The sequence below is a fragment of the Mesobacillus zeae genome (assembly GCF_003570705.1).
In the GTDB taxonomy this organism is placed as follows: Bacteria; Bacillota; Bacilli; order Bacillales; family Cytobacillaceae; genus Mesobacillus_C; species Mesobacillus_C zeae.
In genome coordinates, this window is record NZ_QWVT01000008.1 from 1 (window position 1) to 24,546 (window position 24,546).

General features: G+C 44.6%; 24 protein-coding genes and 1 pseudogene. 23 read left to right on the top strand and 2 right to left on the bottom strand.

What is annotated here, in order from left to right:
* Nucleotides 1-156: 156 nt before the first annotated feature.
* The 4 genes from paaX to D1970_RS02395 all read left to right on the top strand — a co-directional run bounded on the left by paaX (nucleotide 157) and on the right by D1970_RS02395 (nucleotide 3,434).
* Nucleotides 157-1,032: a phenylacetic acid degradation operon negative regulatory protein PaaX gene (gene paaX, locus D1970_RS02370; protein ID WP_119111286.1), complete on the top strand. Its 876-nt coding sequence runs from the start codon at nucleotides 157-159 to the stop codon at nucleotides 1,030-1,032.
* 113 nt (nucleotides 1,033-1,145) lie between these two features.
* Nucleotides 1,146-1,820, top strand: coding sequence for an NAD(P)H-dependent oxidoreductase (locus D1970_RS02375; protein WP_119111287.1), 675 nt, complete (start codon nucleotides 1,146-1,148; stop codon nucleotides 1,818-1,820).
* A gap of 522 nt (nucleotides 1,821-2,342) precedes the next feature.
* A complete protein-coding gene (locus D1970_RS02385) occupies nucleotides 2,343-2,639 on the top strand; it encodes an LVIVD repeat-containing protein (RefSeq protein WP_119111289.1) in 297 nt (98 codons plus the stop codon).
* A gap of 225 nt (nucleotides 2,640-2,864) precedes the next feature.
* Nucleotides 2,865-3,434: an LVIVD repeat-containing protein gene (locus D1970_RS02395; RefSeq protein WP_119111291.1), complete on the top strand. Its 570-nt coding sequence runs from the start codon at nucleotides 2,865-2,867 to the stop codon at nucleotides 3,432-3,434.
* Between the two features lie 47 nt (nucleotides 3,435-3,481).
* Here the strand turns inward: D1970_RS02395 and D1970_RS02400 are convergent, their stop codons facing one another.
* Nucleotides 3,482-4,000 (bottom strand): gamma carbonic anhydrase family protein, encoded by a 519-nt coding sequence (locus D1970_RS02400; protein WP_119111292.1) that lies wholly within the window; start codon nucleotides 3,998-4,000, stop codon nucleotides 3,482-3,484.
* A gap of 74 nt (nucleotides 4,001-4,074) precedes the next feature.
* On the opposite strand from D1970_RS02400, the gene D1970_RS02405 reads away from it, so the two are divergent.
* The 16 genes and pseudogenes from D1970_RS02405 (at nucleotide 4,075) to D1970_RS02480 (ending at nucleotide 20,910) form a co-directional block, all read left to right on the top strand.
* The gene (locus D1970_RS02405) at nucleotides 4,075-5,022 is read left to right on the top strand and encodes an NAD(P)H-dependent flavin oxidoreductase (RefSeq protein ID WP_119111293.1); all 948 of its coding nucleotides are present in this window, start codon (nucleotides 4,075-4,077) and stop codon (nucleotides 5,020-5,022) included.
* Nucleotides 5,023-5,302: 280 nt separating this feature from the next.
* Nucleotides 5,303-6,301: an ABC transporter substrate-binding protein gene (locus D1970_RS02410; RefSeq protein ID WP_119111294.1), complete on the top strand. Its 999-nt coding sequence runs from the start codon at nucleotides 5,303-5,305 to the stop codon at nucleotides 6,299-6,301.
* An 18-nt stretch (nucleotides 6,302-6,319) separates the two neighbouring features.
* The gene (locus D1970_RS02415; protein ID WP_119111295.1) at nucleotides 6,320-7,351 is read left to right on the top strand and encodes an ABC transporter permease; all 1,032 of its coding nucleotides are present in this window, start codon (nucleotides 6,320-6,322) and stop codon (nucleotides 7,349-7,351) included.
* The gene (locus D1970_RS02420) at nucleotides 7,326-8,120 is read left to right on the top strand and encodes an ABC transporter ATP-binding protein (RefSeq protein ID WP_119111296.1); all 795 of its coding nucleotides are present in this window, start codon (nucleotides 7,326-7,328) and stop codon (nucleotides 8,118-8,120) included. Before D1970_RS02415 ends, D1970_RS02420 begins: the two co-directional genes overlap by 26 nt.
* A gap of 557 nt (nucleotides 8,121-8,677) precedes the next feature.
* Nucleotides 8,678-9,070, top strand: a complete 393-nt coding sequence (locus D1970_RS02425) for a thioesterase family protein (RefSeq protein ID WP_374978531.1) — start codon at nucleotides 8,678-8,680, stop codon at nucleotides 9,068-9,070.
* Between the two features lie 61 nt (nucleotides 9,071-9,131).
* Nucleotides 9,132-10,238: a Leu/Phe/Val dehydrogenase gene (locus tag D1970_RS02430; protein ID WP_119111297.1), complete on the top strand. Its 1,107-nt coding sequence runs from the start codon at nucleotides 9,132-9,134 to the stop codon at nucleotides 10,236-10,238.
* 53 nt (nucleotides 10,239-10,291) lie between these two features.
* A complete protein-coding gene (gene pdhA, locus D1970_RS02435) occupies nucleotides 10,292-11,362 on the top strand; it encodes a pyruvate dehydrogenase (acetyl-transferring) E1 component subunit alpha (protein ID WP_119111298.1) in 1,071 nt (356 codons plus the stop codon).
* Nucleotides 11,359-12,354 carry an alpha-ketoacid dehydrogenase subunit beta gene (locus D1970_RS02440; protein WP_119111299.1) on the top strand — a complete coding sequence of 332 codons (996 nt, stop codon included), beginning with the start codon at nucleotides 11,359-11,361 and terminating at the stop codon, nucleotides 12,352-12,354. Before pdhA ends, D1970_RS02440 begins: the two co-directional genes overlap by 4 nt.
* Before the next feature lie 10 nt (nucleotides 12,355-12,364).
* Nucleotides 12,365-13,588, top strand: a complete 1,224-nt coding sequence (locus D1970_RS02445) for a dihydrolipoamide acetyltransferase family protein (RefSeq protein ID WP_119111300.1) — start codon at nucleotides 12,365-12,367, stop codon at nucleotides 13,586-13,588.
* Nucleotides 13,589-15,022: a dihydrolipoyl dehydrogenase gene (gene lpdA / locus D1970_RS02450; RefSeq protein ID WP_119111301.1), complete on the top strand. Its 1,434-nt coding sequence runs from the start codon at nucleotides 13,589-13,591 to the stop codon at nucleotides 15,020-15,022.
* A gap of 140 nt (nucleotides 15,023-15,162) precedes the next feature.
* Nucleotides 15,163-16,278, top strand: a complete 1,116-nt coding sequence (gene hppD, locus D1970_RS02455) for a 4-hydroxyphenylpyruvate dioxygenase (protein WP_119111302.1) — start codon at nucleotides 15,163-15,165, stop codon at nucleotides 16,276-16,278.
* Nucleotides 16,279-16,338: 60 nt separating this feature from the next.
* Nucleotides 16,339-17,430 carry a histidinol-phosphate transaminase gene (gene hisC, locus D1970_RS02460; RefSeq protein WP_119111303.1) on the top strand — a complete coding sequence of 364 codons (1,092 nt, stop codon included), beginning with the start codon at nucleotides 16,339-16,341 and terminating at the stop codon, nucleotides 17,428-17,430.
* Between the two features lie 3 nt (nucleotides 17,431-17,433).
* A pseudogene (locus D1970_RS02465) lies at nucleotides 17,434-18,044 on the top strand (flavin reductase family protein).
* 9 nt (nucleotides 18,045-18,053) lie between these two features.
* Entirely contained in the window at nucleotides 18,054-18,989 is a 936-nt protein-coding gene (locus D1970_RS02470; RefSeq protein WP_119111304.1) for a fumarylacetoacetate hydrolase family protein, read from the top strand.
* Entirely contained in the window at nucleotides 18,990-20,141 is a 1,152-nt protein-coding gene (locus tag D1970_RS02475; RefSeq protein ID WP_119111305.1) for a homogentisate 1,2-dioxygenase, read from the top strand.
* 145 nt (nucleotides 20,142-20,286) lie between these two features.
* The gene (locus D1970_RS02480; protein WP_119111306.1) at nucleotides 20,287-20,910 is read left to right on the top strand and encodes a Crp/Fnr family transcriptional regulator; all 624 of its coding nucleotides are present in this window, start codon (nucleotides 20,287-20,289) and stop codon (nucleotides 20,908-20,910) included.
* A gap of 78 nt (nucleotides 20,911-20,988) precedes the next feature.
* On the opposite strand, the gene D1970_RS02485 is transcribed toward D1970_RS02480, so the two are convergent.
* Nucleotides 20,989-21,615, bottom strand: a complete 627-nt coding sequence (locus D1970_RS02485) for a Crp/Fnr family transcriptional regulator (RefSeq protein ID WP_246370102.1) — start codon at nucleotides 21,613-21,615, stop codon at nucleotides 20,989-20,991.
* Nucleotides 21,616-21,905: 290 nt separating this feature from the next.
* Between D1970_RS02485 and D1970_RS02490 the strand changes: the two genes are divergently transcribed.
* Genes D1970_RS02490 through D1970_RS02500 form a run of 3 tightly spaced genes read left to right on the top strand, consistent with a single transcriptional unit; the run spans nucleotide 21,906 to nucleotide 24,537 of the window.
* Entirely contained in the window at nucleotides 21,906-23,384 is a 1,479-nt protein-coding gene (locus tag D1970_RS02490; RefSeq protein WP_119111307.1) for a 4-hydroxyphenylacetate 3-hydroxylase family protein, read from the top strand.
* Between the two features lie 26 nt (nucleotides 23,385-23,410).
* Nucleotides 23,411-23,932 (top strand): FAD synthetase family protein, encoded by a 522-nt coding sequence (locus tag D1970_RS02495; protein ID WP_119111308.1) that lies wholly within the window; start codon nucleotides 23,411-23,413, stop codon nucleotides 23,930-23,932.
* Between the two features lie 41 nt (nucleotides 23,933-23,973).
* Nucleotides 23,974-24,537: an NADPH-dependent FMN reductase gene (locus D1970_RS02500; RefSeq protein WP_119111692.1), complete on the top strand. Its 564-nt coding sequence runs from the start codon at nucleotides 23,974-23,976 to the stop codon at nucleotides 24,535-24,537.
* Nucleotides 24,538-24,546: the final 9 nt, after the last annotated feature.

Below are 24,546 nucleotides of genomic sequence, written 5' to 3' on the forward strand. Positions count from 1 at the left end.
TCGTGTTTCCTTTATCTCAGTCGGGTGGCTCCAGCCCATACGGCGCTAAACGTGCGCTTCCGCTTTTCTTATTTTGCAAAAGAGTGATAATATTGTAAAATATCTTATAACGGTTTTAATCCGTCCAATATATTACGAATGAGGATGACATAAGCTTTGAATACAAGATCGATGATTTTTACATTATACGGTGATTATATTTCCCACTACGGCAGTAATATTTGGATTGGTAGCCTGATTCGTTTGCTTAATGAATTCGGGCATAATGACCAGTCTGTCAGGGCGGCCATTTCCCGGATGAACAAGCAGGGGTGGGTACAGGCTGAAAAAGTTGGCAATAAGAGTTATTATTCATTGACTCCCCGCGGCCAAAAGAGGATTGATGAAGCGGGCAAACGGATTTTTAAGCTGAAACCAGAGAAGTGGGACGGCAAATGGAGAATCCTGATGTACACTATACCTGAAGAAATCCGCAACGTGAGGGATGAACTGAGGAAGGAACTGATTTGGAGCGGCTTCGGGTCGATGTCAAACAGCTTCTGGATTTCCGCGAACAATCTTGAAAGGCAAGTAAACGACTTGATTGAAAAATATGAAATCGAACAGTATGTCGATTTTTTTGTCGCTGAATACAAGGGACCCCATGAAAATCAGCGTCTTGTTGAAAAAAGCTGGGATCTAGAGGATATTAACGCAAAGTACCAAGATTTCATCAGTGAATACAGTCAGAAATATATCATCGATAAAAATAAGATTGCCAGGAGAAGCATGACGGATGCCGAATGTTTCGTTGAACGTACGAAGCTTGTGCACGAATACCGCAAGTTCCTGTTTTTCGACCCAGGGCTGCCGGAAGAACTGCTGCCTGAAAAATGGCTTGGAAGCCATGCGGCCTCGTTATTTGGTGAGTATTACAAGGAGCTCGCAGAGCCTGCATCCCGTTTTTTTGAATCGGTGTTCAGGGAAGGAAATGAAATGAAAAATAAAGCACAGGACTATGACGTCATGGATCATCCTTACATTTTGGAGTAGAGCAAGGCCGCCCTTAAACCGGGTGGCTTTTCTGCTGACAAGCAATCCTGTTCCATGAAACAATCCGGATTTTGTGTTACTGTTAGAAAAAGGAATTATAAGGAGAGATGTATATGCTCGATAAAGAAGCATTGAAAGAAGAGATTCTAGAAGCTTTTCAATTCAGGCATGCGACAAAGGAATTTGATCCTTCAAAGAAAATCCATGAAGATGACTTCCGTTTCATTTTGGAAACAGGGCGGCTGTCTCCAAGTTCCTTTGGATTCGAGCCTTGGCGCTTCCTGGTGGTCCAAAGTCCGGAACTTCGCGAAAAAATAAAAAACACTGCGTGGGGGGCTGCTGGTAAACTTCCTAATGCCAGCCATTTCATCGTGATTCTTGCGCGGACAAAAGCTGATACAAAGTATGATTCTGACTATTTGAAAGACCATTTTAAAAATGTTAAACAGCTGCCAGAAGAATTCATGGCAAAATACCTCGAGAGAATAGAAGAATTCCAACAGAAGGATTTTGACTTACTGGACGGGGAACGCCCTTTGTATGACTGGGCCTCTAAGCAAACGTATATCGCACTTGCGAACATGATGACTGCAGCAGCTCAAATCGGAATTGATTCCTGTCCGATTGAAGGCTTTAATTTTGAAAAAATGAATGAACTTCTTACTGAAGAAGGGTTGCTGGAGGAAGGGCATTTTCAAATCTCGGTCATGGCCGCCTTTGGCTATAGAGTGAAAGATCCGAATTCGAAAACCCGACGCTCATATGAAGATATTGTAAAGTGGGTTTAATCCGGGAATAAAATTGAATGCTTTAATAGAAAGGAAGGGGATTGCGATCCGCTTCCTTTTTCATTGAAACTGAATTTCCCTCGATCATAAGACCTATCAAATCATGTGAAATAAGGAATTTCACCTAAAAAACAAAGAATCACTTTTAGTCATTTGTAAACTTTTCCGAAAAGTCTTTTTTTATTCTTAGTAATACAATAGGAAAAGGAGAATATTTTATGTTTAAATTTCCTGCGAAAATCTTGCGTGTACATTTGCCGTTACTCTGGCAGGCAGCGGCCTGGCACTCGCTTGTGAGGATGGACAGAAGAATTATATCGAGGGCGGGCAATCCACCTTGGAGGAATTTCACTTGTTCAGGGCTCAAAAAATTTCCAGCATTTAAAAGAAGTTGCCGCTATTCCTATAAAGGAAATGAAAGGTTCGTCCGTTACAACGGCAGACGTTTTTGCTCACAAGGGATTTGCCTACACGGGAACTCATAGAGACAAAATGACGAACGAAGGTGTTAGGATATTTGATATGAAAGACCCTTCGAATCCTAAGGAAGTGGCAGTCATCGGGAATGATATCCCTGGAACATGGCAGGAAAAGGTCATCGTCCAATCAGTAAGCACACCATCCTTTAAAGGCGACATTGCCGCGATTAGTGTTCAAAAGGTAGACAAAGAACGGTATGGGTATGAAGGAGAAATAGCTCCAAATGGCGGTGTTGTATTATATGATGTCACAAATCCGGAAGAACCAAGAAAGCTGGGCTTTTGGAAAACGCCTGCGGAGCTGCCGACCGGAACGCATGAGTTTTGGCTGACAGAATAAAATAATCGGTTATTATTGCTTGCAACAAACTATCAGGCTAAAAGATACAAGGATAAAGGCGTCAAGGTCCATGATTTTTCTATTGTTGATATTACGAATCCAGCCAAGCCAAAGGAGATTTCAAACTGGGACCAACAGAGGTTGGCGGTGCTTTTGATGGGAACTACACATATAACGATGAAAACGGGGCATCAAGGACTGCATACCTTCATAGCGTCATAGCTGATGAAACTGGAAAGTATGCTTACCTTTTCTACTGGGATTCTCGGAACAATTATCCTGAACATCGAAGATCCTGAGCATCCAAAGTTGGTGGGAAGAACGCAATTTGAACGGGATGTACAGGGAGCTGCCCATTCAGCTGCGCTTGCCCATGGAGGAAATATCTTGATTGAAACAAGGGAAATATTCAATCCTGATCCTCACGATCCTGAATTTAAAAGAGGCTGGGACTACGTTCGTATTTATGATATTAAAGATAAGAGTAATCCCAAGTTACTCAGCACATTTAGGACTCTAAACTCCGTCTTACAGATTAAAGCGGGAGAACGCCAGCCAGGGACATATACAGTTCACGATCCAAAAGTCAGAGGAAACACGCTGTACCTTTCCCACTACTCGGATGGAATTCGGACGGTCGACATTACGGATCCTGTGAACCCAGTTGAAGTTGGCTCCTATGTTTCAGACAAGGCCAATGTTTGGGGAGTGTTCGTAGACCGGAATTATGTGCTCGCTTCAGATATGGGGCAGGGATTGAAAGTGCTGCAGAAGGTTGGCACTGGATTGAGATAACTAGTAACAGAAAAGCCTTGGAACCTAAAGCGTTCCAAGGCCTTTTTTCATTGCTGCTTCAAATGCTCCCTGTACTCCTTGCCTTTTTGTACATATGTATCGATTGAGAGCTGGATCAGTTCCAAGTCTTTCTCACCGATTTCCCTGATGACTTTTCCTGGGGAGCCGACTACGAGGGAGCGCGGCGGTATGATTTTACCGGCAGGAATCAGTGTATTTGCCCCGATAATGCTTTCCTCACCGATTACAGCGCCGTCAAGAATGGTTGAACCCATGCCGATGATGCATCTTTTTCTAATCGTACAGCCATGCAAAATTGCATTATGGCCAACGGTGACCTCATCCTCGATCACAAGTGGGGAGCCTTCGTACAAGTGGCAGGTCACATTGTCCTGGATGCTGCAGCTTTCACCAATTGTAATCGTATCTTCATCACCCCGAAGCACAGCGTTAAACCAGACAGTGGAGTTCCTGCCAATCCTTACATCTCCAATAATGTAGCTGCCTGGAGCCTGGAATACCGTGCCATCAACGGCAGGCTGTTTATTTAAATAAGAAAGAATCAAAAAAACCACTCCTTTTCGCAATTGTCATAATCTTAAAATTAGTATAACATTATTTTAACGAAGGGGGAATTTATGTGAATGGAATAACATCTGTCCTTGGCATTAAATATCCAATTATCCAGGGCGGGATGGGGAACATCAGCAATGCGGTTTTGACTGCGGCAGTTTCGGAATCAGGCGGCCTTGGCACCATTGGCGCTGGCACGATGTACCCTGATGAGGTTGAAGGAATCATTGTGGAAACAAAAGGGAGGACTTCGAAGCCGTTTTCACTGAATGTGGCCTTGGGTGTTTCTCCGAATGTCGTTGAGGTACTAAAGCTTGCTGTGAAGCATAAAGTGGCAGTCGTTACTCTCTCAGCAGGCAATCCAGCTCCTTTCATCCCAAAACTGCATGATGCAGGAATAAAGGTTATTGCAGTTATTGCAACGGTTAAGCAAGCGAAAAAAGCCGAAAACGCAGGGGCTGATATATTGGTTGCTGAAGGCTATGAAGCCGCAGGGATCAACTCAGCCCTCGAGACAACAACGCTGGCACTGATCCCTCAAATTCTGGCAAATGTCAGCATACCTGTTGTGGCGGCAGGCGGAATTGGCGACGGAAAAGGGCTGGCGGCCATGCTTGCACTCGGCGCAAGCGGAGTTCAAATGGGGACGAGATTCATCGCGACGCAGGAAGCACCATTCCATGAAACTTATAAGAAAAAATTGCTCCAGGCAAATGATCATGAAACCGTTATTGTCGGCCGTTCTGTCGGAAGAATCAGAAGGCTCCTGAACACTCCATACTCACAGCAGCTGCTGCAGGCTGAAGCAGAGGGAATCACAATCGAGGAATTTGCTGAACTGACATCTGAAGAGATCCATAAAAAAGGGGCTCTGGAAGGAAATGAGGAAGAGGGCTTTATGAACGGCGGCCAGGTGTCAGGACTGATTTCGGACATTCCTGCCGTCAGGGAGCTGTTAGAGCGAATGGTGAACGAAGCAAAAAATCAGCTGAAAATTGCTGGAAACTGCATTTAAGAAATTGTCCATGCTCCTGTATAGGGGCATGTTTTTTTACTTAATATTAAAATAGCTTGCTTGTTCATGTAAGAGGTGGTTTAATTAGTAATTAAAAATCATAAGATACTAAATGTTTTGAATATTATTGACACTTATTTTGGTGGGTGTTAATATAACGTTGTATTTACGGTGTTAATAGTTGATATCATGCGTTTGTAATCGTTTTCACAATGGTGGTTTCCGGCGGCCTCAAAATAGATGCTTCGCCGGTTTTATAAAAAGTATAGGGGGATCTCAATTGAAAAAATCAGTAAAGGCAATTTCTGTCGTCCTTGCCAGTGCCCTTTTATTGGCTGGTTGCGGAGGGAAAGAAAAGACGAGCGGCAATACCGAGAAAAAACAATATCAGATTGGTTTAACCCAGTATGCGGAACATCTATCGCTGGATGCCGCCACAAAAGGTTTCAAAAAAGCACTTGAAGAAAAAGGCTTTAAAGAAGGCGAGAATGTAAAATATAACTTTCAGAATGCACAGGGTGATCAAAATAACACTGCTTCCATTGCCAATAATTTTATTGGTGACAAAGTGGATTTGATTTTTGCCAATGCGACCCCAAGCGCGGTTGCAGCACTCAATGCCACGAAAGAGATTCCGATCATTTTCACATCTGTAACGGATCCGGTGGGAGCGGGACTGGTAGAGGCTCTAGACAAGCCTGGTGACAATATCACCGGTACGACGGACAACCATCCGGATGCAACGAAAAAGACGATTGATTTCATGACAAAGGAAATTGGGGCAAAGAAAATTGGTGTCATTTACAATGCCGGCGAGCAAAACTCTGAAGTTCAGCTTAAAGAAGTGAAAAAGCTCGCTGAATCCAGTGGAGCGAAAGTGACGGAAGCATCGATTTCAACCTCTTCAGAAGTAAAGCAGGCAGCGGAATCGCTCGTTGGCCGTGTTGATGCGATCTATGTCCCTACCGACAATACGGTTGTATCGGCCCTTGAATCCGTCATTTCGGTGGCGAACAGCAAAAAGATTCCATTGTTTGTTGGGGAGCTTGACTCGATGAAGAAAGGTGCCGTCGCAGCTAGCGGGTTTAACTATTTCGACATCGGTTACCAATCAGGATTGATGGCAGCTAAAATTTTGTCAGGCGAAAAGAAAGCTTCAGAAATTCCTGTTGAGCTTCCTGCATCACTCACTCTTACCATCAATAAAAAAGCAGCCAAAGAACAAGGCGTGGAAGTGAAAGAGGAATGGGGAAAAGACGCGGAGTTCCTGGAAGAATAACAGAAAGGATGATTCAGCTTGTTCACTGCAATTTTTGGAGCGTTTGAGTCCGGTATCATTTATGCGATCATGGCTCTTGGCGTATACCTATCCTTTCGAATACTAGATTTTCCGGATTTAACGGTTGATGGAAGCTTTGTAACAGGAGCTGCCGTTGCTGCGATTATGATTGTGAATGGGGTCAATCCATTTGCTGCAACGATGACGGCGTTAGTCGTCGGCTTTTTTGCAGGCTGCCTGACAGGAGTTATTCATACAGTTGGGAAGGTCAATGCTCTTCTGTCGGGAATTTTGATGATGATTGCTTTGTATTCGATTAATTTAAGAATCATGGGCAGATCAAATGTCCCATTGCTGAACAGTGATACGGCCATGACTGCGGTCAAGGATTTTTCAGAAACAACAGGTATCGATGGATTCTTTAATGGGATGTTAACAGCTGTTGGGTTAGGAGATAGCCTGCCAAGGACATGGGGAATATTGCTGTTCATGATTGTTGTCACATTTTCCATCAAGTTTATCACGGATGCTTTCCTCAAAACTGAAATCGGGCTGGCTGTCAGAGCGACAGGTGATAATGAAAGGATGATCCGGAGTTTTTCTTCGAATACAAATTTGATGATCATTCTTGGACTTGGCCTTTCCAATGCAATGGTGGCTTTTTCGGGAGCATTGATTGCCCAACAGGGTGGCTTTGCCGATGTCGGCATGGGAATTGGGATGATTATTATCGGTCTTGCCTCCGTCATTATCGGGGAAGCGATATTTGGCACAAAATCAATCGCTAGGACTACTCTTGCAGTCATTGGTGGTTCGATCATTTACCGAATCGTCGTTACGCTGGCCTTAAGGGTTGAGTTTCTTGAGCCGGGCGACATGAAGCTGATTACAGCTTTTATCGTCATTCTTGCGCTGACAGCGCCAAAGATGATTGGTACCTACAAGGAGAAAAAGAGGAAGGCCAGGCGGCAGCTTGAAGGGTTGGCAGCATTGAATATACCTCTAGAAAGAAAGGGTGAGGCTGGTGCTGCGCTTAAGTCAGATTCATAAAATTTTCAATGAAGGCACGCCTGATGAAAAAATTGCCTTGAACAATATCAACCTAACAATGAACAAGGGAGACTTTGTAACAGTCATCGGCAGTAACGGCGCCGGAAAATCAACTCTTATGAACATGATCTCAGGTGTGATGCAGCCGGATCATGGGCAGGTTTCTCTCGACAGTAAAGATGTGACGTTCATGACGGAGTACAATCGCTCGAAGATGATTGGCCGTGTGTTTCAGGATCCAATGGCTGGCACGGCTCCGAGCATGACAATCGAGGAAAACCTTGCGATTGCCTATTCAAGGAACAAGCGCCGCACCTTAAGGCTCGGGGTAACAAAAAAACGGCGGGAGCTGTTCAGGGAGGTTCTGGAGTCACTTCATTTAGGATTAGAGAACCGGCTGAATGCAAAGGTCGGACTGTTGTCAGGCGGAGAACGGCAGGCACTGTCACTCCTGATGGCAACCTTTACGGAACCGTCAATCCTTCTGCTGGATGAGCACACAGCCGCGCTTGACCCGTCCCGTGCCGAACTGATTACGAAATTGACGAAGGAAATTGTTGACCAATATCATCTGACGACACTGATGGTCACTCACAATATGCAGCAGGCCCTTGATCTTGGCAACAGGCTGATCATGATGGATAAGGGACAGATTATTTTTGAAGTGAATGAAGAAGAAAAGGCGAAGCTATCAATCGAAGACTTGCTGAATGAATTCCAGCGAATTCGCGGAACGAAAATGGCAAGTGACAGGGCGTTGCTAAGTTAGATTAAGGCCGTATTCCTTAGGGATTGCGGCCTTATTTTTATGCTGCTAATTGAATTCTACTTGGTATATTGATAACTTTGATCGATAAGTTCTCAAACTTCATTGATATCTTCATATTTTTAACTGGAAGCTTGCAAAAGTGCGGCAGAGTTCTAATATTTACCGCAAGACAGTCCACTTTTTTCCTGAAAAGTGGATGTGTTTTCAGGGGAAATAATATCATTCTCTCGGGAAATAACCTGATTGGGACATCACTCTGCTTGATTCGGACAACAAAGTGATGAATTCGGACAAAAATTTAAGCGATTTGGACAGAAAACTGGCTGATTCGGACAATTAGACAATTTATGGAATCTGCATCTTACTCCAGTATAGAACGTATTTAAAGAATAAATGGGGCTCATAATTCAACTGAAATATAAATATAATATTATACCACAATCATTTTCGGAAAATATTAAAATTTCTTACAATTCATTGACCGTTTATTTAACGGAATGTTATGATAACGTTAAATAAACGTTATACATATTCTCATAGTGAAAAGGTGGGATATAGTGCTTGAGGGTTTTGCAATTGGGCAGACGGCAGTTATAGATGTGACGGTAACGCCAGATATGTTCGCAAGGTTTGAAGGGCAGCTCGTTCATCCGGTGTACTCCACTGTTTCAATGGTATATCACATGGAATGGGTATCAAGACAGACAATCCTTCCCTTTTTGGAAGAACATGAGGAAGGGATGGGCGGAGCTGTGACGGTTAAGCACAATGCCCCATGCCCTGAAGGGACAGTTATCAGTTTTACGGCAACTGTCAGTGATCGAAAGGATAACGTGGTCATCACAACTGTGAGGGCGGAAAGCGAAGGCCGGCTTGTTGGTGTCGGGGAGGTTACGCAAGTCATTCTTCCTAAATCAAAAATAGCAAGCCTGGTAGCAGGAAGCGGATAAAAATTTTTCTGAAAAAATGAAAGCGCTAACATGGTTTAACGGAATAAAGGGGGAAAGAAGAATGGATATGTTTGAGCAAATCAGGGAACACGAGCAAGTGGTATTTTGTAATGATGAATCAACAGGATTGAAGGCAATTATCGCCATCCACAGTACGAGACTTGGCCCCGCCCTTGGCGGTTGCCGCATGTATCCTTACAAGTCCGTTGATGATGCTCTTCTGGATGTGCTTCGGCTTTCAAAAGGAATGACGTATAAATGTGCTGCGGCGGATGTGGACTTTGGCGGAGGGAAAGCGGTTATCATCGGTAATCCCGAAAAGGATAAAAGTCCGGAGCTTTTCAGGGCGTTTGGCCAAATTGTTGAATCCATCAATGGCCGCTTCTATACAGGGACCGATATGGGAACATCCCCAGAGGATTTCATCCATGCGCTGAAAGAAACAAACTGCATTGTAGGTGTGGATGAAGTATATGGTGGAAGTGGCGATTCTTCCGTCCCGACTGCACAAGGTGTTATTTATGGTTTGCAGGCGACGAACAATGCTATTTGGGGAAGCGATGATCTTTCAGGGAAATCGTATGCGATTCAGGGGCTGGGCAAAGTGGGCTTCAAAGTAGCTGAGGTGCTTCTTGAAAATGGAGCGGATTTATATGTGACGGATATCAATGAGAGGGCGATTGACCAGATTGTCCAAAAGGCAAGTTCAATGGGAGCGGGAATCAAGGTTGTAAAGAGCGAAGAAATTTATTCACAGCCTGCAGATATTTTCATCCCGTGTGCAATGGGAGGTATCATCAACGATGATACTATTCCACAGCTGAAGACAAAGGGAGTTGTCGGCTCGGCAAATAACCAGCTGAAAGAAGAAAGGCATGGCGAGTCGCTCCAACAAAAAGGCATACTTTATGCACCTGATTATATCGTCAATGCTGGCGGATTGATACAGGTAGCTGATGAGCTTTATTCGCCTAATAAGGAACGCGTCTTAAGGAAGACAAAAGCTATTTATACTTCGCTGATGAATGTGTACAGCCAGGCAGAGCAAGAAAGGATGCCAACTGTACAAGCTGCGAATCTGTTCTGTGAAAACAGGATTGAGGCCAGAACGAGGCGCAATAGCTTTTTCTCCCATATGAAGCGGCCGAAATGGGCAGTGAGAATGTAAGTATTCGAGAATAACAGCACATTTAATACAGTATTTATAAAAAGGGTGAGCCGATGGAAAAACTATTTCCGATTATAAGAGTGATAGACCAAGGCGGAAATGTCGTTTCTGATGAGCATAAAGAGTTGGTAACAGAAGAACGGGTCAAATCATTTTATAGTGAAATGGCCAGAATCCGAATGTTTGACCGAAAGGCAATCAGTCTGCAGCGCCAGGGGAGGATTGGGACATACGCTCCGTTTGAAGGCCAGGAAGCATCTCAGGTTGGAAGTGCGCTTGCGCTTGAAGGTGACGACTGGATGTTCCCAACTTACCGCGATCATGGGGCGGCGATGGTGTTTGGCCATTCGCTGAGGAACATTTTCCTTTTTTGGAATGGGAGGAACGAAGGGTGCATTCCCCCGGATGGAAAAAAAATCTTCCCGCCTGCGATACCAATTGCTACACAAATTCCTCATGCCGCCGGGGCTGCTTTTGCCGAGAAGCAAAAAGGAACGAAGAATGCGGCCATCTGTTATTTTGGCGATGGGGCAACATCCGAAGGGGATTTTCACGAAGGGCTCAATTTTGCCAGTGTTTTCAAATCTCCGGTTGTTTTTTTCAATCAAAACAATCAATACGCAATTTCTGTTCCGGTCAGCAGGCAGATGAACTCCGCTACAATCGCCCAGAAAGCAATTGCCTACGATATGCCAGGAGTAAGAATCGATGGGAATGATGTATTCGCAGTATACCTTGAAACGAGCCGTGCTTTGGAACGCGCCAGAAATGGGGAAGGACCTTCATTAATTGAAGCTATGACCTGGAGATACGGCGCGCATACCACGGCTGACGATCCTGCAAAATATCGGAACCAGGACGAAAGCGCAATGAAGAGGGCGGAAACCGATCCTCTGCTTCGTCTTGAACGCTGGCTGAAAAACGAAGGTTTATTTGATGAAGCCTGGGTGAAGGAAATCGAGGAGAAGGCAGCTATGGAAATTGACGCAGCAGTCCGGGAAATGGAAAGCTATCCGCCTGCAGACCCGGCTGTGATTTTTGACTATGTTTTTGCTAAGTCAACTTGGACGATTGAAAAGCAAAAGAGAGAATACCTTAAGCTGATCGGAAGTGACGGCCGATGAAAATGGCACTCCAAACAAAGACATTGACCCTCGTGCAGGCAATAACAGATGGACTTGATATTATGCTGGAAGATAGAGAGGATGTCATCCTGCTAGGTGAAGATATCGGCACCAATGGCGGCGTCTTCAGGGTAACTGAAGGACTTCAGAAGAAGTATGGCGAGCATCGTGTAATTGATACGCCGTTGAGTGAAGCAGGGTTTGTCGGGGCAGCGATTGGGATGGCTGCGAACGGATTCCGTCCCGTTGTGGAGATTCAGTTCCTTGGATTCATTTACCCTGCATACGAACAAATCATGACACATGCATCGAGACTGCGGATGCGGACAATGGGGCATTTTACCGTGCCTATGGTCATCCGTGCCCCGTACGGTGCAGGTGTAAGGGCGCCGGAAATCCATTGTGACAGCACCGAATCGATTTTCACGCATATGCCGGGAATCAAGGTTGTCTGTCCATCAAATGCGTATGACGCAAAAGGGCTGATGATTGCTGCCATTGAGGATCCGGATCCAGTCTTGTTTCTAGAACCAATGAGAAGCTACCGTTCTTCTAGGGAAGAAGTTCCTGAAGGGAAATATACGGTTGAAATAGGCAAAGGCAATAAGCTTACACATGGCGATGATGTAACAGTGATTGCCTGGGGAGCGATGATTCCGGTTGCAATGAAGGCGGCTGAAGAAATGAAGCAAAAAGGCGTGGAATGCGATGTGCTCGATTTAAGGACTCTTTATCCGATTGATAAAGACCTTATCATCCAATCAGTCCAAAAAACGGGCAGGACTGTTATTGTCCATGAGGCGCATGAGACTGGCGGGACTGGCAGCGATTTGATTTCTCTGATTAATGATGAGGCATTTCTTTACCAGAAAGCGCCGGCTGAAAGGGTGACAGGCTTTGATGCGCCAGTTCCATATTTCGGCTTTGAGGAATATTATTTGCCGACGCCAAAAAGAGTTGCAGCCGCAATTGAGAAAGTGATGAAGTTTTAGGAGGCGAGCCATGGTTGAAGTTAAGCTTCATGATATTGGAGAAGGGATGACGGAAGCCGGCATTAACTGCTATTTAGTTAAAGCCGGGGACATCGTCAAAGCTGATGACCCATTGGTGGAAGTTCAGACAGATAAAATGACCGCGGAAATTCCCGCGCCGCAGTCTGGCGTGATCAAACAGATTCTTTTGAATCCAGGTGAAACCGCAAAGGTAGGAGCAACGCTGCTGATTATGGAAGAACTGGATTCTGCAAGGCTGCCCGAGAGCGGCCAGGGAAGGCCGAAACGGATTCTTGCTTCACCTTACACAAGGAAAATTGCCCGGGAAAATCACGTTAATATTATGGAAGTATCGGGGACAGGGCCCGCTGGGCGCATAATGGATCATGATGTGCTTGGGTATATGAAACGAAGAGATTCGGACATTGTGAATGTTTCGGAAGCAGGTTCTGAATTCAGCGTTCCGGAGCTTTCGGAGCCAGCTTCCGGAGGCACGGGAACGATTCGCAATCATTCTCCGAAAGCTTCAAATCAGATCGAGACTGATACACTCCCATTCCGCGGCCGCCGTAAGCAAATTGCGAAAAAAATGGTCCAGTCCCTTTATACGATTCCGCATTGCACACATTTTGAGGAAATCGATGTAAGTGACCTGATCAGCTTTAGGCAAGAGTTAAAAGCAATGAATCAATCTGTCTCGGCGACAGCTTTTTTCATCAAAGGATTGTCGCTTTGTTTAAAGGAATTTCCTGTATTCAACGCAAAGCTTGATGAAGAACATGAAACAATCCAGCTGTTAAGGGAGCATCACATTGGATTGGCTGTCGATACTCCGGAGGGGCTGATCGTACCGGTAATCCGGAATGTGGAGCAGAAGAATGTGAAGCAAATCCATAGCGAAATGAAGAGGCTGACGAAGCTTGCTTTCGACGATAAACTGACAGCGAAGGATATTTCCGGAGGGACATTTACGATCAGCAATGTCGGCCCTCTTGGAGGAAGCATTGGTGCAACGCCGATCATCCAGCACCCTCAGACAGCCCTCGTTTCTTTTCATAAAACAAAGAAACGCCCTGTTGTGACCGACCAGGATGAAATCGCCATCCGTTCAATGATGAATATTTCGATGGCTTTTGATCATCGCGTTGCCGATGGTGCGACTGCTGTTTCATTTACGAACCGCTTCGCCCAATGTATCGAAAATCCGAAAATGATGCTGCTGGAGTTGATATAAATGGTCGTTGGAGAATTAGCGCATGAAAAGGATCTAGTTATTATCGGCGGCGGGCCTGGGGGGTACCATGCCGCCATCAGGGCGGCGCAGCTCGGCAAGACGGTCACAATGGTTGAAAAAGAAAGCCTTGGCGGAGTCTGCCTGAACAAAGGCTGCATTCCTTCCAAAGTGTTTGCGCATGGAGCGGAAAGGCTGGCTGCGGCAAAGCAGGATGAAATGCTTGGCATTGTGTCATCGGGAATCTCTTTTGAACTAGCAAAGCTTGCAAGCTATAAAAACCAAGTCGTCAAGCAGCTTCGCGATGGAGTAGAGGCTTTGTGCAGGGCGAATAAAATCGAAGTCATTAGGGGAAGCGCCTTTTTCCTTTCTACTGACAGAATTGGCGTCGAAAACGAAGACAGCTATGAAGTGTACCGCTTTAAAGAAGCAATCATAGCGACCGGTGGCACTCCGGTAAAATTGGCTGGTCCGCCTGAGGTTAATGCCCGGGTGATTGACAGCTGGTCAATAGCAAACCTGGCCGAAGTTCCAGAGCATCTCGTTATACTTGGGGATGATTATATCGCACTGGAAACAGCCATGACATTTAAAGCTTTTGGATCAAAGGTGACGCTGGTTTTATGTGGGGAAAGAGAGGAATTTTCTTTCGATGCTTCGATAAACCGTGAGCTGAACCGTATCTTGAAAAAATCAGGTATAACCGTGGCAAAGGGATACTCGTTCGAGGAAGTTGGACTAAAGAGCGATGGAGTATCCATTTTGCTTAATGGCAAAAAAGGGGCAAGGAAGATAGAGGGCAGCCATTTATTCTATTCTCTTGGAACAAAACCTTTGCTCGATAACCTGGGAATCGACCGGCTTGGTATGGAACTGTCAGAGGAAGGCTTAGTTGTTACAGATTCATCCGGCCGGACGTCAATCAGGAACATTTTTGCAATCGGGGATGTTACTGAGGGGCCACAGCTCGCGGTTAAAGCAATCAAACAGGGGAAGACTGCTGCTGAGACAATTTGCGGCCGGAAGAGCGAAAATGACTTGACTTTTCTTCCAGTCATAGCCCGTACCCGCCCTCCAATTGCCTGTGCCGGTTTGACCGAGCAGGAGGCTAAACATCAGGGGTATGATGTTACAGTTGGTGAATTTTCGCTGGCAGGCAACGGCTATGCTACAATTCTTGGAAAAAAAGACGGGCTTGTAAAAGTCGTTTTCGATAAGGAGAGCGATTTGATGCTTGGCGTTCACTTGATTGGGCAAGGAGCGGTTGAGCTGATTTCAAATGGAATAACTGCGCTCGAAATGGCAGCCCGTGACGAGGATATTATTTTCCCGGCATATCCTCATCCGAGCATCAATGAAGCATTGCTTGAGGCAGCAGAAGCCTTTAAAGGAGAAGCCATTCACAGCATTCCAAAGAAAGTGACGGTCAAGATATAAGTTTCTCAACTTTACAAAAAACAAGAAATTCCTTCACCACATAACAGCATTATAGCTTTACATCATACTCTTGAGAGCTGGAAAAGAATTGATGTAAAATAATTTTGAATATTAAAATTATTACCATGGGAGGTTTTTGCATGCAAGAAAAAGGATTGGCTGCAGGACAAACAGCTGAAGATTTTTTTCCGGTAAAGGAAGTTGATTATTTAGAGCTTTATGCAGGAAATGCGAAACAGACGGCCCACTTTTTCCAGACCGCATTTGGTTTCGAGGTTGTTGCATATTCAGGACTGGAGACAGGCAACAGGGAGACAGCGTCCTATGTTCTTCAGCAGGGGAAAATCCGGCTTGTCGTTACAGGATCATATACGGAATCAAGCCGGGTAGCTGCATTTGTCCAGGCGCACGGGGACGGAGTGAAGGATATTGCTTTGAGAGTGGAAGATGTCGAAAAGGCTTACGAAGCAGCCGTCAGCCGCGGGGGGATAGCAATCCAGCCGCCTTTTGAACTTTCCGATGAAAATGGCACCGTGAAAAAGGCTGTCATTGGTACATACGGAGACACAATCCATACGCTCGTTGAACGGAAAAATTACCGTGGTGTATTTCTGCCTGGATTTGTGGCATATGAAACATCAGTGCCATTCGAGGATGTTGGCTTGATTGGCATTGACCATGTTGTCGGCAATGTTGAGAGAATGGAAGAATGGGTAAGTTATTACGCTAATGTAATGGGCTTTAAAGAAATGAAGCACTTCTCGGATAAAGATATTACGACTGAATACTCCGCTCTGATGTCAAAAGTAATGCACAATGGCGGCCGGATCAAGTTTCCAATCAACGAACCTGCCGAGGGCAAACGTAAGTCTCAAATCCAGGAATACCTTGAGTTTTACAATGGACCTGGCGTCCAGCACCTCGCCATTTTAACTGAGGATATCGTCAGCACGGTAGCCGCTCTCCGTAAAAACGGTGTTGAATTCCTGAACACTCCTGACTCTTACTATGAAATGCTGTCAGAGCGTGTTGGGAAAATTGATGAAGAAATCGATAAGCTTCGTGAGCTCAGCATTCTAGTTGACCGCGATGACGAAGGCTACTTGCTCCAAATCTTCACAAAGCCAATCGTTGACCGCCCGACATTATTCATCGAAGTCATCCAGCGCAAGGGAGCAAGGGGCTTTGGTGAAGGAAACTTCAAGGCATTGTTTGAATCAATTGAACGGGAACAGGAAAAACGCGGTAATCTGTAGCAGCCGTATCGGGAGGGGGCAAATCGCTCCCTTTTCGTCATTAGGAATTGGGGGATTAGCATGAAGGTAAAATCCAAAGAAGAGCTCGACGGAATCACGCCATATGCCCTAGGACACTCAATCGAGGAAATCAAGGAACAGTATGGATTACAAACAGTAAGAAAAATGTCCGACAATGAAAATGTATATGGGACCTCCCCGATGGTCAAGGAAGCGCTATTGAAGGAAGCGGTGTATTTGAATTTATACCCTGACGGCATGGCTTCCCGTCTCGTTGAAAAGCTGGCCTCCCATTATAAAATCGATCAGAAGCATTTATTTGTATCGAACGGCTCTGAAGAAATACTGCGGCTGCTGACGCGAGCGTACATTATCAAGGGTGATGAAGCTGTTATGGCAGAGGTGACCTTTCCTCGCTATCAATCGAATGTGCTGATTGAAGGCGGAAAAGCAGTCACAGTGCCGATGAAGGACGGGAAACATGACCTCGAAAAAATGCTCGAGGCTGTCAATAGCCGTACAAAAATGGTCTTTGTCTGTAATCCCAATAATCCTACGGGAACGGTTGTCGGGAAACAAGAGCTGCTAGCATTCATTGACAGCATTCCTTCCAATGTCTTGATCATCATGGATGAAGCTTATTTTGAATATGCCCGTTCCGATGACTATTTAAATACTCTTCCTCTCTTAGAAAAATACCGGAATCTAATCATTTTAAGGACATTTTCAAAAATCTATGGCCTTGCAAGCCTTCGTGTTGGCTACGGTATCACGAACGAAGCAATCGTGAAAGAACTTCATAAAGTAAGGGATGTTTTTAATGTAAATCAGCTTGCGCAAACGGCTGCAACTGCAGCGCTGGACGATCAGGACTTTATCCATGATTGTGCCGCCAAAAATGGTGCTGAAAGAGAGTACCTGAGGCAAAAGCTGAAGGAATATGAGATAGACAGCTTCCCTTCGGAAACGAACTTTTTATTCGCGTTTACAAATCGCCAGGTTGTCCAAAGTTTGACCGAAAATGGCATCCTTGTCCGCCAAATGCAGTTGGCAGGCTATAAGGAAGCATTCCGGATTACTTTGGGGACTAGGAAAGACCATGAATTCATTTTACAAGTTCTTGGCGAGCTTTTTCATGAAAGGGCGGTATGAAATATGGAGATAAATCCGGAATCCTTACAATGGAGAGAGTCCTATAAATTGTTAGTCGGCTCGATTCTTCCACGCCCGATTGCTCTTTCGTATCAAGCAGGGACGAAGACGGAAATGACAATCTCGCGCCTTTCAGTTTCTTTACTGCAATTTGCGCTGACCCTATGATGGTCTGCTTTTCACCGATGCGAAGGGGAACTGATGGAGGAAAAAAAGATACGCTGAAAAACATCGAAGCTACGAAACAATTTGTCATAAATATCGTTGGTGAGGAAATCGTCCAGCAGATGAATGACTGCGCGTCTGAATTCCCGGCCGATATTGATGAATTTGAAGCTTCTGGCCTGACTAAGGAAAAGAGCGTCCTAGTAAAGCCGGCAAGAGTGAAGGAGTCTCATGTCCATCTTGAGTGCAAATTGGAACAGGTCCTTCATTTTGGTGAAAAAACAGGAGGAGGAAGCCTCGTGATCGGCAAGGTCCTGCATGTCCATGTCAGTGATGAGCTTTATGAAAATGGCCGCATTAATTCTGAAAAATTGAAACCTGTAGGCCGACTTGCCGGTGCTACTTATACACTGCCGATGGCAAAAACTTTCGAGCTGCAAAGGAAATAGGTGAAGATCATGAAATTCATTACTTTTGCGAAAAAAGATGGTTCATACAGTGCCGGATGGCTGAATTCTGAAAATAGAGCCGTGGATATGCATGAAGCCTCAAACGGGGAACTTCCTGACAATATGCTTTCTTTTATCGAAAAGCATGAGCGGTACATGGAATATATCATCGAAAATAAAAGCTTATTGGAGACAAGTGCTTCATATCCTTTAGAAGTAATGAACTTAAAAGCTCCGCTGCCAAACCCGAAAAGTGTCCGAGATTTTTACGCATTTGAGCAGCATGTGAAAACGGCGCGTGAAAACCGCGGGCTGGAAATGATTCCAGAATGGTATGAGATTCCGGTGTTTTACTTTACCAACCATCTTGCCATCAAAGGGCCCGAGGAGGAAATCAGAAGGCCAAAAAGTTGTCATTGGCTTGATTATGAACTGGAAATCGCCTGTGTGATCGGAAAGCAAGGGCGGAATATCATAGCTGAGGAAGCAGATGACCATATTTTCGGCTATTTTATCATGAATGACTGGAGCGCACGCGATTTGCAGCGCAAAGAAATGAAGGTTGGTCTCGGTCCTGCAAAAGGCAAGGACTTTGCGACCTCATTTGGGCCTTATCTCGTTACGAAGGACGAACTAGGGCCTCGGAAAGCCGGAAAAGGCTATGACCTTGAGATGGCTGCACGGGTGAATGGCACGGAACTTTCACGGGGTAATATGAAAGATCTCTATTATTCTTTTGGTGAAATGATCCAACACGCTTCTGAAGGAACGACTCTTTATCCTGGTGAGGTCATCGGGTCGGGAACTGTCGGAACAGGCTGTATACTTGAGCTTGGCACTGATGTGCACCGCTGGCTTGAGCCTGGTGATGAGGTAGAATTGGAGATTGCTGGTCTCGGTGTTTTGAAAAATAAAATCATTGATGACAAGAAAGAAGGTGTTTAAATGTATTACCGCCAGCTTGGAAAGATACCGAAAAAGCGACATACCGTATTTAGGAAAGATGATGGAACTCTTTTTAGGGAACAGGTCATGGGAACAAAAGGTTTTTCAGGAACACAGTCGATTCTTTATCACCACCATATGCCCACGGAGGTTGCCAAAAGTGAATCACTTGGCAGCTATTTGCCTCAATATGAGGAGCAGGGTGCTCTAAACCACAGACATTTTTTAACTGATAGAATCACGAAAAGCGGGGATGCTCTCGATGGAAGAGAGTATATCCTTGGAAATGACGACCTGTTGATTGGCTTTGTGACTATCAGTCAGCCAATGAAGGCGTACTGCCGCAATGGCGATGGTGATGAAATGTTGTTTATTCACCATGGTACAGGAGTGGTGGAGACAATGTTCGGAACGCTTATGTACCACCCTGGGGATTATATCGTGATCCCAATCGGGACGATTTACAGAGTGATTCCTGATACGAAAGAGGCAACAAAGGCGCTATTTGTGGAATCCTTCAGCCAGATTACGACCCCAAGGCGATACCGAAACGAATATGGACAGCTGCTTGAGCACAGTCCGTTTTGCGAACGTGATATCAGAGGGCCGGAAACACTTCAAACGTTTGCGGATAAAGGTGAATATGAGGTCATCACAAAGTCCCGCGGCTATCTTCACCGCCATGTGCTGAACCATCATCCGCTCGATGTCGTCGGCTGGGACGGCTATCTTTACCCTTGGGCATTCAACATCGGGGATTTCGAGCCGATAACAGGCAGAATCCATCAGCCGCCCCCAGTGCACCAAACCTTCGAAGGCAATAATTTTGTCGTATGCTCCTTTGTTCCAAGACTATACGATTACCATCCTGAAGCTATCCCTGCTCCGTATTACCATAGCAACGTCAACAGCGACGAGCTGTTGTATTATGTTGAAGGTAATTTTATGAGTCGCAAGGGAATCAAGGAAGGTTCGATCACTCTCCATCCAAGCGGAATACCACATGGGCCTCACCCTGGCAAAACAGAGGCAAGCATCGGCAAAAAGGAAACACTTGAGCTTGCCGTCATGATTGACACATTCAAGCCTTTGAAAACGGTGGAAAAAGCGAACGAAATCGAAGATGCCCAGTATATGTATACATGGACCTAACAGAAAGCGCACTCAACCAAGAGTGCGCTTTTTTTACAAGATAAGAAAGCACTACTGTTAAAAAGCGTGTGAAATGCTATAATTATTAGAAAATTCAGAAGTTGTCATTTGGAAAATAGGATCAACTAATTGAAAAGGTGATGAAATGCAAAACCTTCGCTATGAGTGGGAACCTTTTTTGAATTATGGGCAGGTGTTTGAGTATGAGAAGAATAAGGTTGTATACCGCCAGGGGGAGAGCGGCCGAGGCATTTATTATTTGAGAAAGGGTGAGATTAAGATTACCTTGCTTTCCAGTAATGGAGATGAGCGGATTATCAATGTGGTGCCGCCTGGGATGTTGTTTGGAGAGCATGGTGTACATGGGGAACCTTATTTGACAAGTGCAACGACAGCAGCCCCTTCGGCGATTTTATTTTTCTCTGATGACGTGCTTGAAGTTATTTGTCAGGAGCATCCGCATGCTGCCGAAATATATATGGATTCACTCATTTATAAGTTCAGGACTCTAGCGGAGATCATTTCACATATTGAAAGTCCTGTTGAACAGCAAATGGCTTTCTACTTGCTGAAGCTTGTCCAGGAGAATGGGAATGCCTCGATGAACCAGACTTCTTTTGCAAAATACATCGGCACTTCCCGAATTACGGTGAATAAGATTATACGAAAGTGGAAGCAGCAAGGATACATAACGCTTAAAAACCGTGAAATTATGACTATAGATATTGAAAGGATCAAGGCAATTGCTAATAACACACAAAAGGGATAAAGACTTTCATTAAGCTGTTTGAAAACTATGTTTTATTTTGAAGTCCTGCTTTCATACAGAAATCCTTTGGAAAGCAATTTATCTACCAACCAGGTTTCTCAGAAAATCTGGTTTTTTTATGTAGTATTTTCGCTTTTGGACTTCAAGGATACCGGCTTCCTGCCATTGTTTCAGTACTTTATAGACAGTGATTCTGGTGAGCCCTGTGCAGCTTGCAAGATCATGCTGACAAAGGGGAATTTCATAATTTTGGAATTCGTCACAAATGTTGTGAAGAAGAAGCGCGAGTTTTTGTTCCGATGTAAGCGCATTCAAATTAATTCGATCTAAGAGGATTTTCATTTTATGAATGACGCTTTTAGAAAATAGTTTGAAGAGTTCTGGATGGGCAACCATGAGCTTCCTGAATTCATTGGCTGGAAAATGATAGACGACGGAATCCTTAACAACTATGGCGGTTGTAAAATGAGTTTTTTGATCCAGTGACTGCACACCCATGAGTTGGTGGGGGATTACGATGTTTAGCATTCTTTCTTTTCCGCTGGCTGTTTTGGTGACAATCCTGACTAGCCCTTTGTTCAGATAATAAAATCCTTCCCCGCAAGTACCTTGTGAGTAGATAGATTCATTCTTTCTGAAGAACCGCCTCATTCCGAATTTTAAATAAGCTTCCCAATCGAAAACATGGTTATAAACCGTAGCCAATACCAAAACCTCCTTTTTTAAAATGACAGGAAAGTGACTTCGATAAATGTTTAGCTTCGATGAACAGGAAGTGGCGTTTATAGAGGGCAGCGCCTAGTGGACTTCGCTAAACAGGGCGCTTCCGCTTTTCTTTGCTATTTCTATCATAGGAGAAACAGGGATTAATTTCTATAATATTTTGATTTTTTAGAAAATTGTTCTCTGAAAATGTTAAATAGGCTACAGTTACATTTAAAAATTAGGATTACAATTCATTTTGTAATCTCTAGTTTTATACGAGGAGGGTGTATATGGGAATTAGGACAGGGGCTCAATATATCGAAGAACTCAAAGCACGTAAACCTGAAGTGTGGCTATCCGGGAAGAAAGTTGCGAATGTTTTTGAAGAACCGGTTTTTAAACAGCCGATTCTGGAAATCGCAAGATTATATGATATGCAGCATGATTCTGAGTATAAAGATAAGATTACCCATGTGTGTGAAGAAACGGGAGAAAGAGTGAACAATGCTTTCCTTGTTCCTAAAAGCTATGAGGATTTGATAAAAAGAAGAGCAGTATTTGAAGCCTTTGCGAAGGCTACATTCGGCTTGATGGGCAGAACGCCGGATTTTCTGAATGTCGTTGTCACGTCTATGTATCACAATTCATGGTTTTTTGAAAAATACAACACTAAATGGGCTGAGAATGTCCGCAATTATTATAAATATCTTCGTGATCATGATTTGTTTTTAACTCACGCAATCATTAACCCGCAGAATGATCGAAGCAAGAATTCGCACGAGCAAAAGGACATGTATACACATTTAGGAGCTGTAAAGGAAACTCCTGATGGGCTTGTCGTAAGGGGAGCGAAAATGCTGGCGACCCTTGCGCCGATTACGGATGAAGTCATTATCTATTCATTCCCGGGATTTGCGCCTGGAGATGAAAAGTATGCGCTTGCATTCGCGTTGCCGATTGGAACTCCTGGCTTGCGTATCATTTGCCGGGAACCGATGCAGGATGGAACCCGGTCATTCTTTGACCACCCGCTAGCATCCAGATTCGAGGAAATGGATGCATTGCTTGTCTTCGATGATGTTGTCGTTCCATGGGATCGCGTATTTTTATATAACAATATTGAGGCTGCGAATAAGCTATATCCGATGACAGGTGCCGGACAGCAGCCCGCACACCAGTCAGGCGTCAGGGGACTCGTGAAATTGCAATTTGCGACAGAAGTGGCGATGAAAGTTGCGGACACAATTGGAGTTGACGGATATTTGAATGTCCAAAACGATCTTGGTGAATTGATTCAATCTCTCGAGTCAATCAGGGCATTGTTGAAAGTGGCTGAATATGAGCATACCATCACTGAGCATGGAGAAGCGATGCCGGATTATGTTGCTCTCGAAACAATCCGCGGCTTGCTGCCGAAGATGTACCCGCGAGCAATCGAAGTTATGCAGATTGTTGGCGCTGGCGGCTTGCTGATGTCACCAACCGGGGCGGACTTTAATAACGGAGAACTAAGAGAGTCGATTGATAACTATTATGTTGGGAGAGAAGGCATTTCTTCTTTGGAAAGAGTCAGCATCTTCAAGCTAGCATGGGATCTGTGCGGTGAGGCATTTGGACAGCGTTTACTGCAATATGAGCGCTACTATACAGGTGATCCGATTAGAAAAAGAGCAATTTTCTTCAACATGTACAAGCGCCAAGCTTCATTGGATATGGTCACTGAAGCATTGAAAGCAGTTGAGCTTGATAAGGAAATGCTCATGAATTAAGGGCTGGTTACAGGAGGAGACGGGCGATGAAGGCACATGTTTATACATCTGTGGAAATGCCATGTTCGATCATTGCGATTGGTGCTTTTGATGGTGTCCATAAAGGGCATCAGGAGGTGATTAAACAGGCTGTTCAGAGGAGTAAGAAACGGAAAGTGCCAAGTGTGGTTTATACTTTCGATCCTCCACCCCTCGTATTTTTCCAAGGAGCGCGCATGTTGACTTCAATTGAGGAAAAACTGGAAAAGATTGAAAAACTCGGAGTTGACCATGTTGTCGTTGCCCGGTTTGACCATTTGTTTGCGAAAAGAAACGCCTATAGGTTCATTGACACTTTAAGGAAATTAAACCCAGCTGAAATCATCGTGGGAGAAGACTTCAGGTTTGGAAAAGACCGGTTGGGGGATATCGCTCTGCTTGAAAAATATTTCAGAATTCAAGTAACCATGCCTGTTTGCTGCTCTAACGGAAATCCTATTTCCTCAACGAGAATTCGCCAGTTGATTTCTGAAGGAGAGACCACTCTTTCGAATGCGTTCCTGGGCTAGCTGAGAGGAAATAGACTTTTAAGAGAATGGGAGATGAAAAGGTGAAGCTCTTGGGTATTTCAGGAACGATTATCGGTGCCAAAACAGGGATTGTCGTCCGGAAGGTGCTCGATGAAGTGAAGAAGAAGCATCCGGACATTGAGGTCGAGCTTTTGGACATGATGGAGTATGATGTTCAATTTTGTGATGGACGTGACCCGTCTACCTATTCGGAAGATACGAAGACAGTAATAGAAAAGGTTTCTAACGCTGATTTCTATATTATTGGGACACCCATTTTTCAAGGGTCCTTTCCAGGTGTACTGAAGAACTTATTCGATTTAATCCACCCGGATGCTTTCCGAAATAAAGTGATGGGGTTTGTGGCAAACGGAGGAACATATCAGCATTTCCTTGTCATTGAGAATCAGTTGAAACCAATTGCCGGATACTTCCGGGCGTTTGTTGCACCAAGCTATGTTTACGCGAATTACGACCACTTTAACAAGGAAAATGAAATTGTGGATGCTGACCTTCTTCAGAGGATTGCGCTATTAGCGGAAGAAGTGGTCCATATGCATAGGTCCTTGAATGGCAGCCCTGTCAAAGTGATGGACGAATCTTAACACAAACGA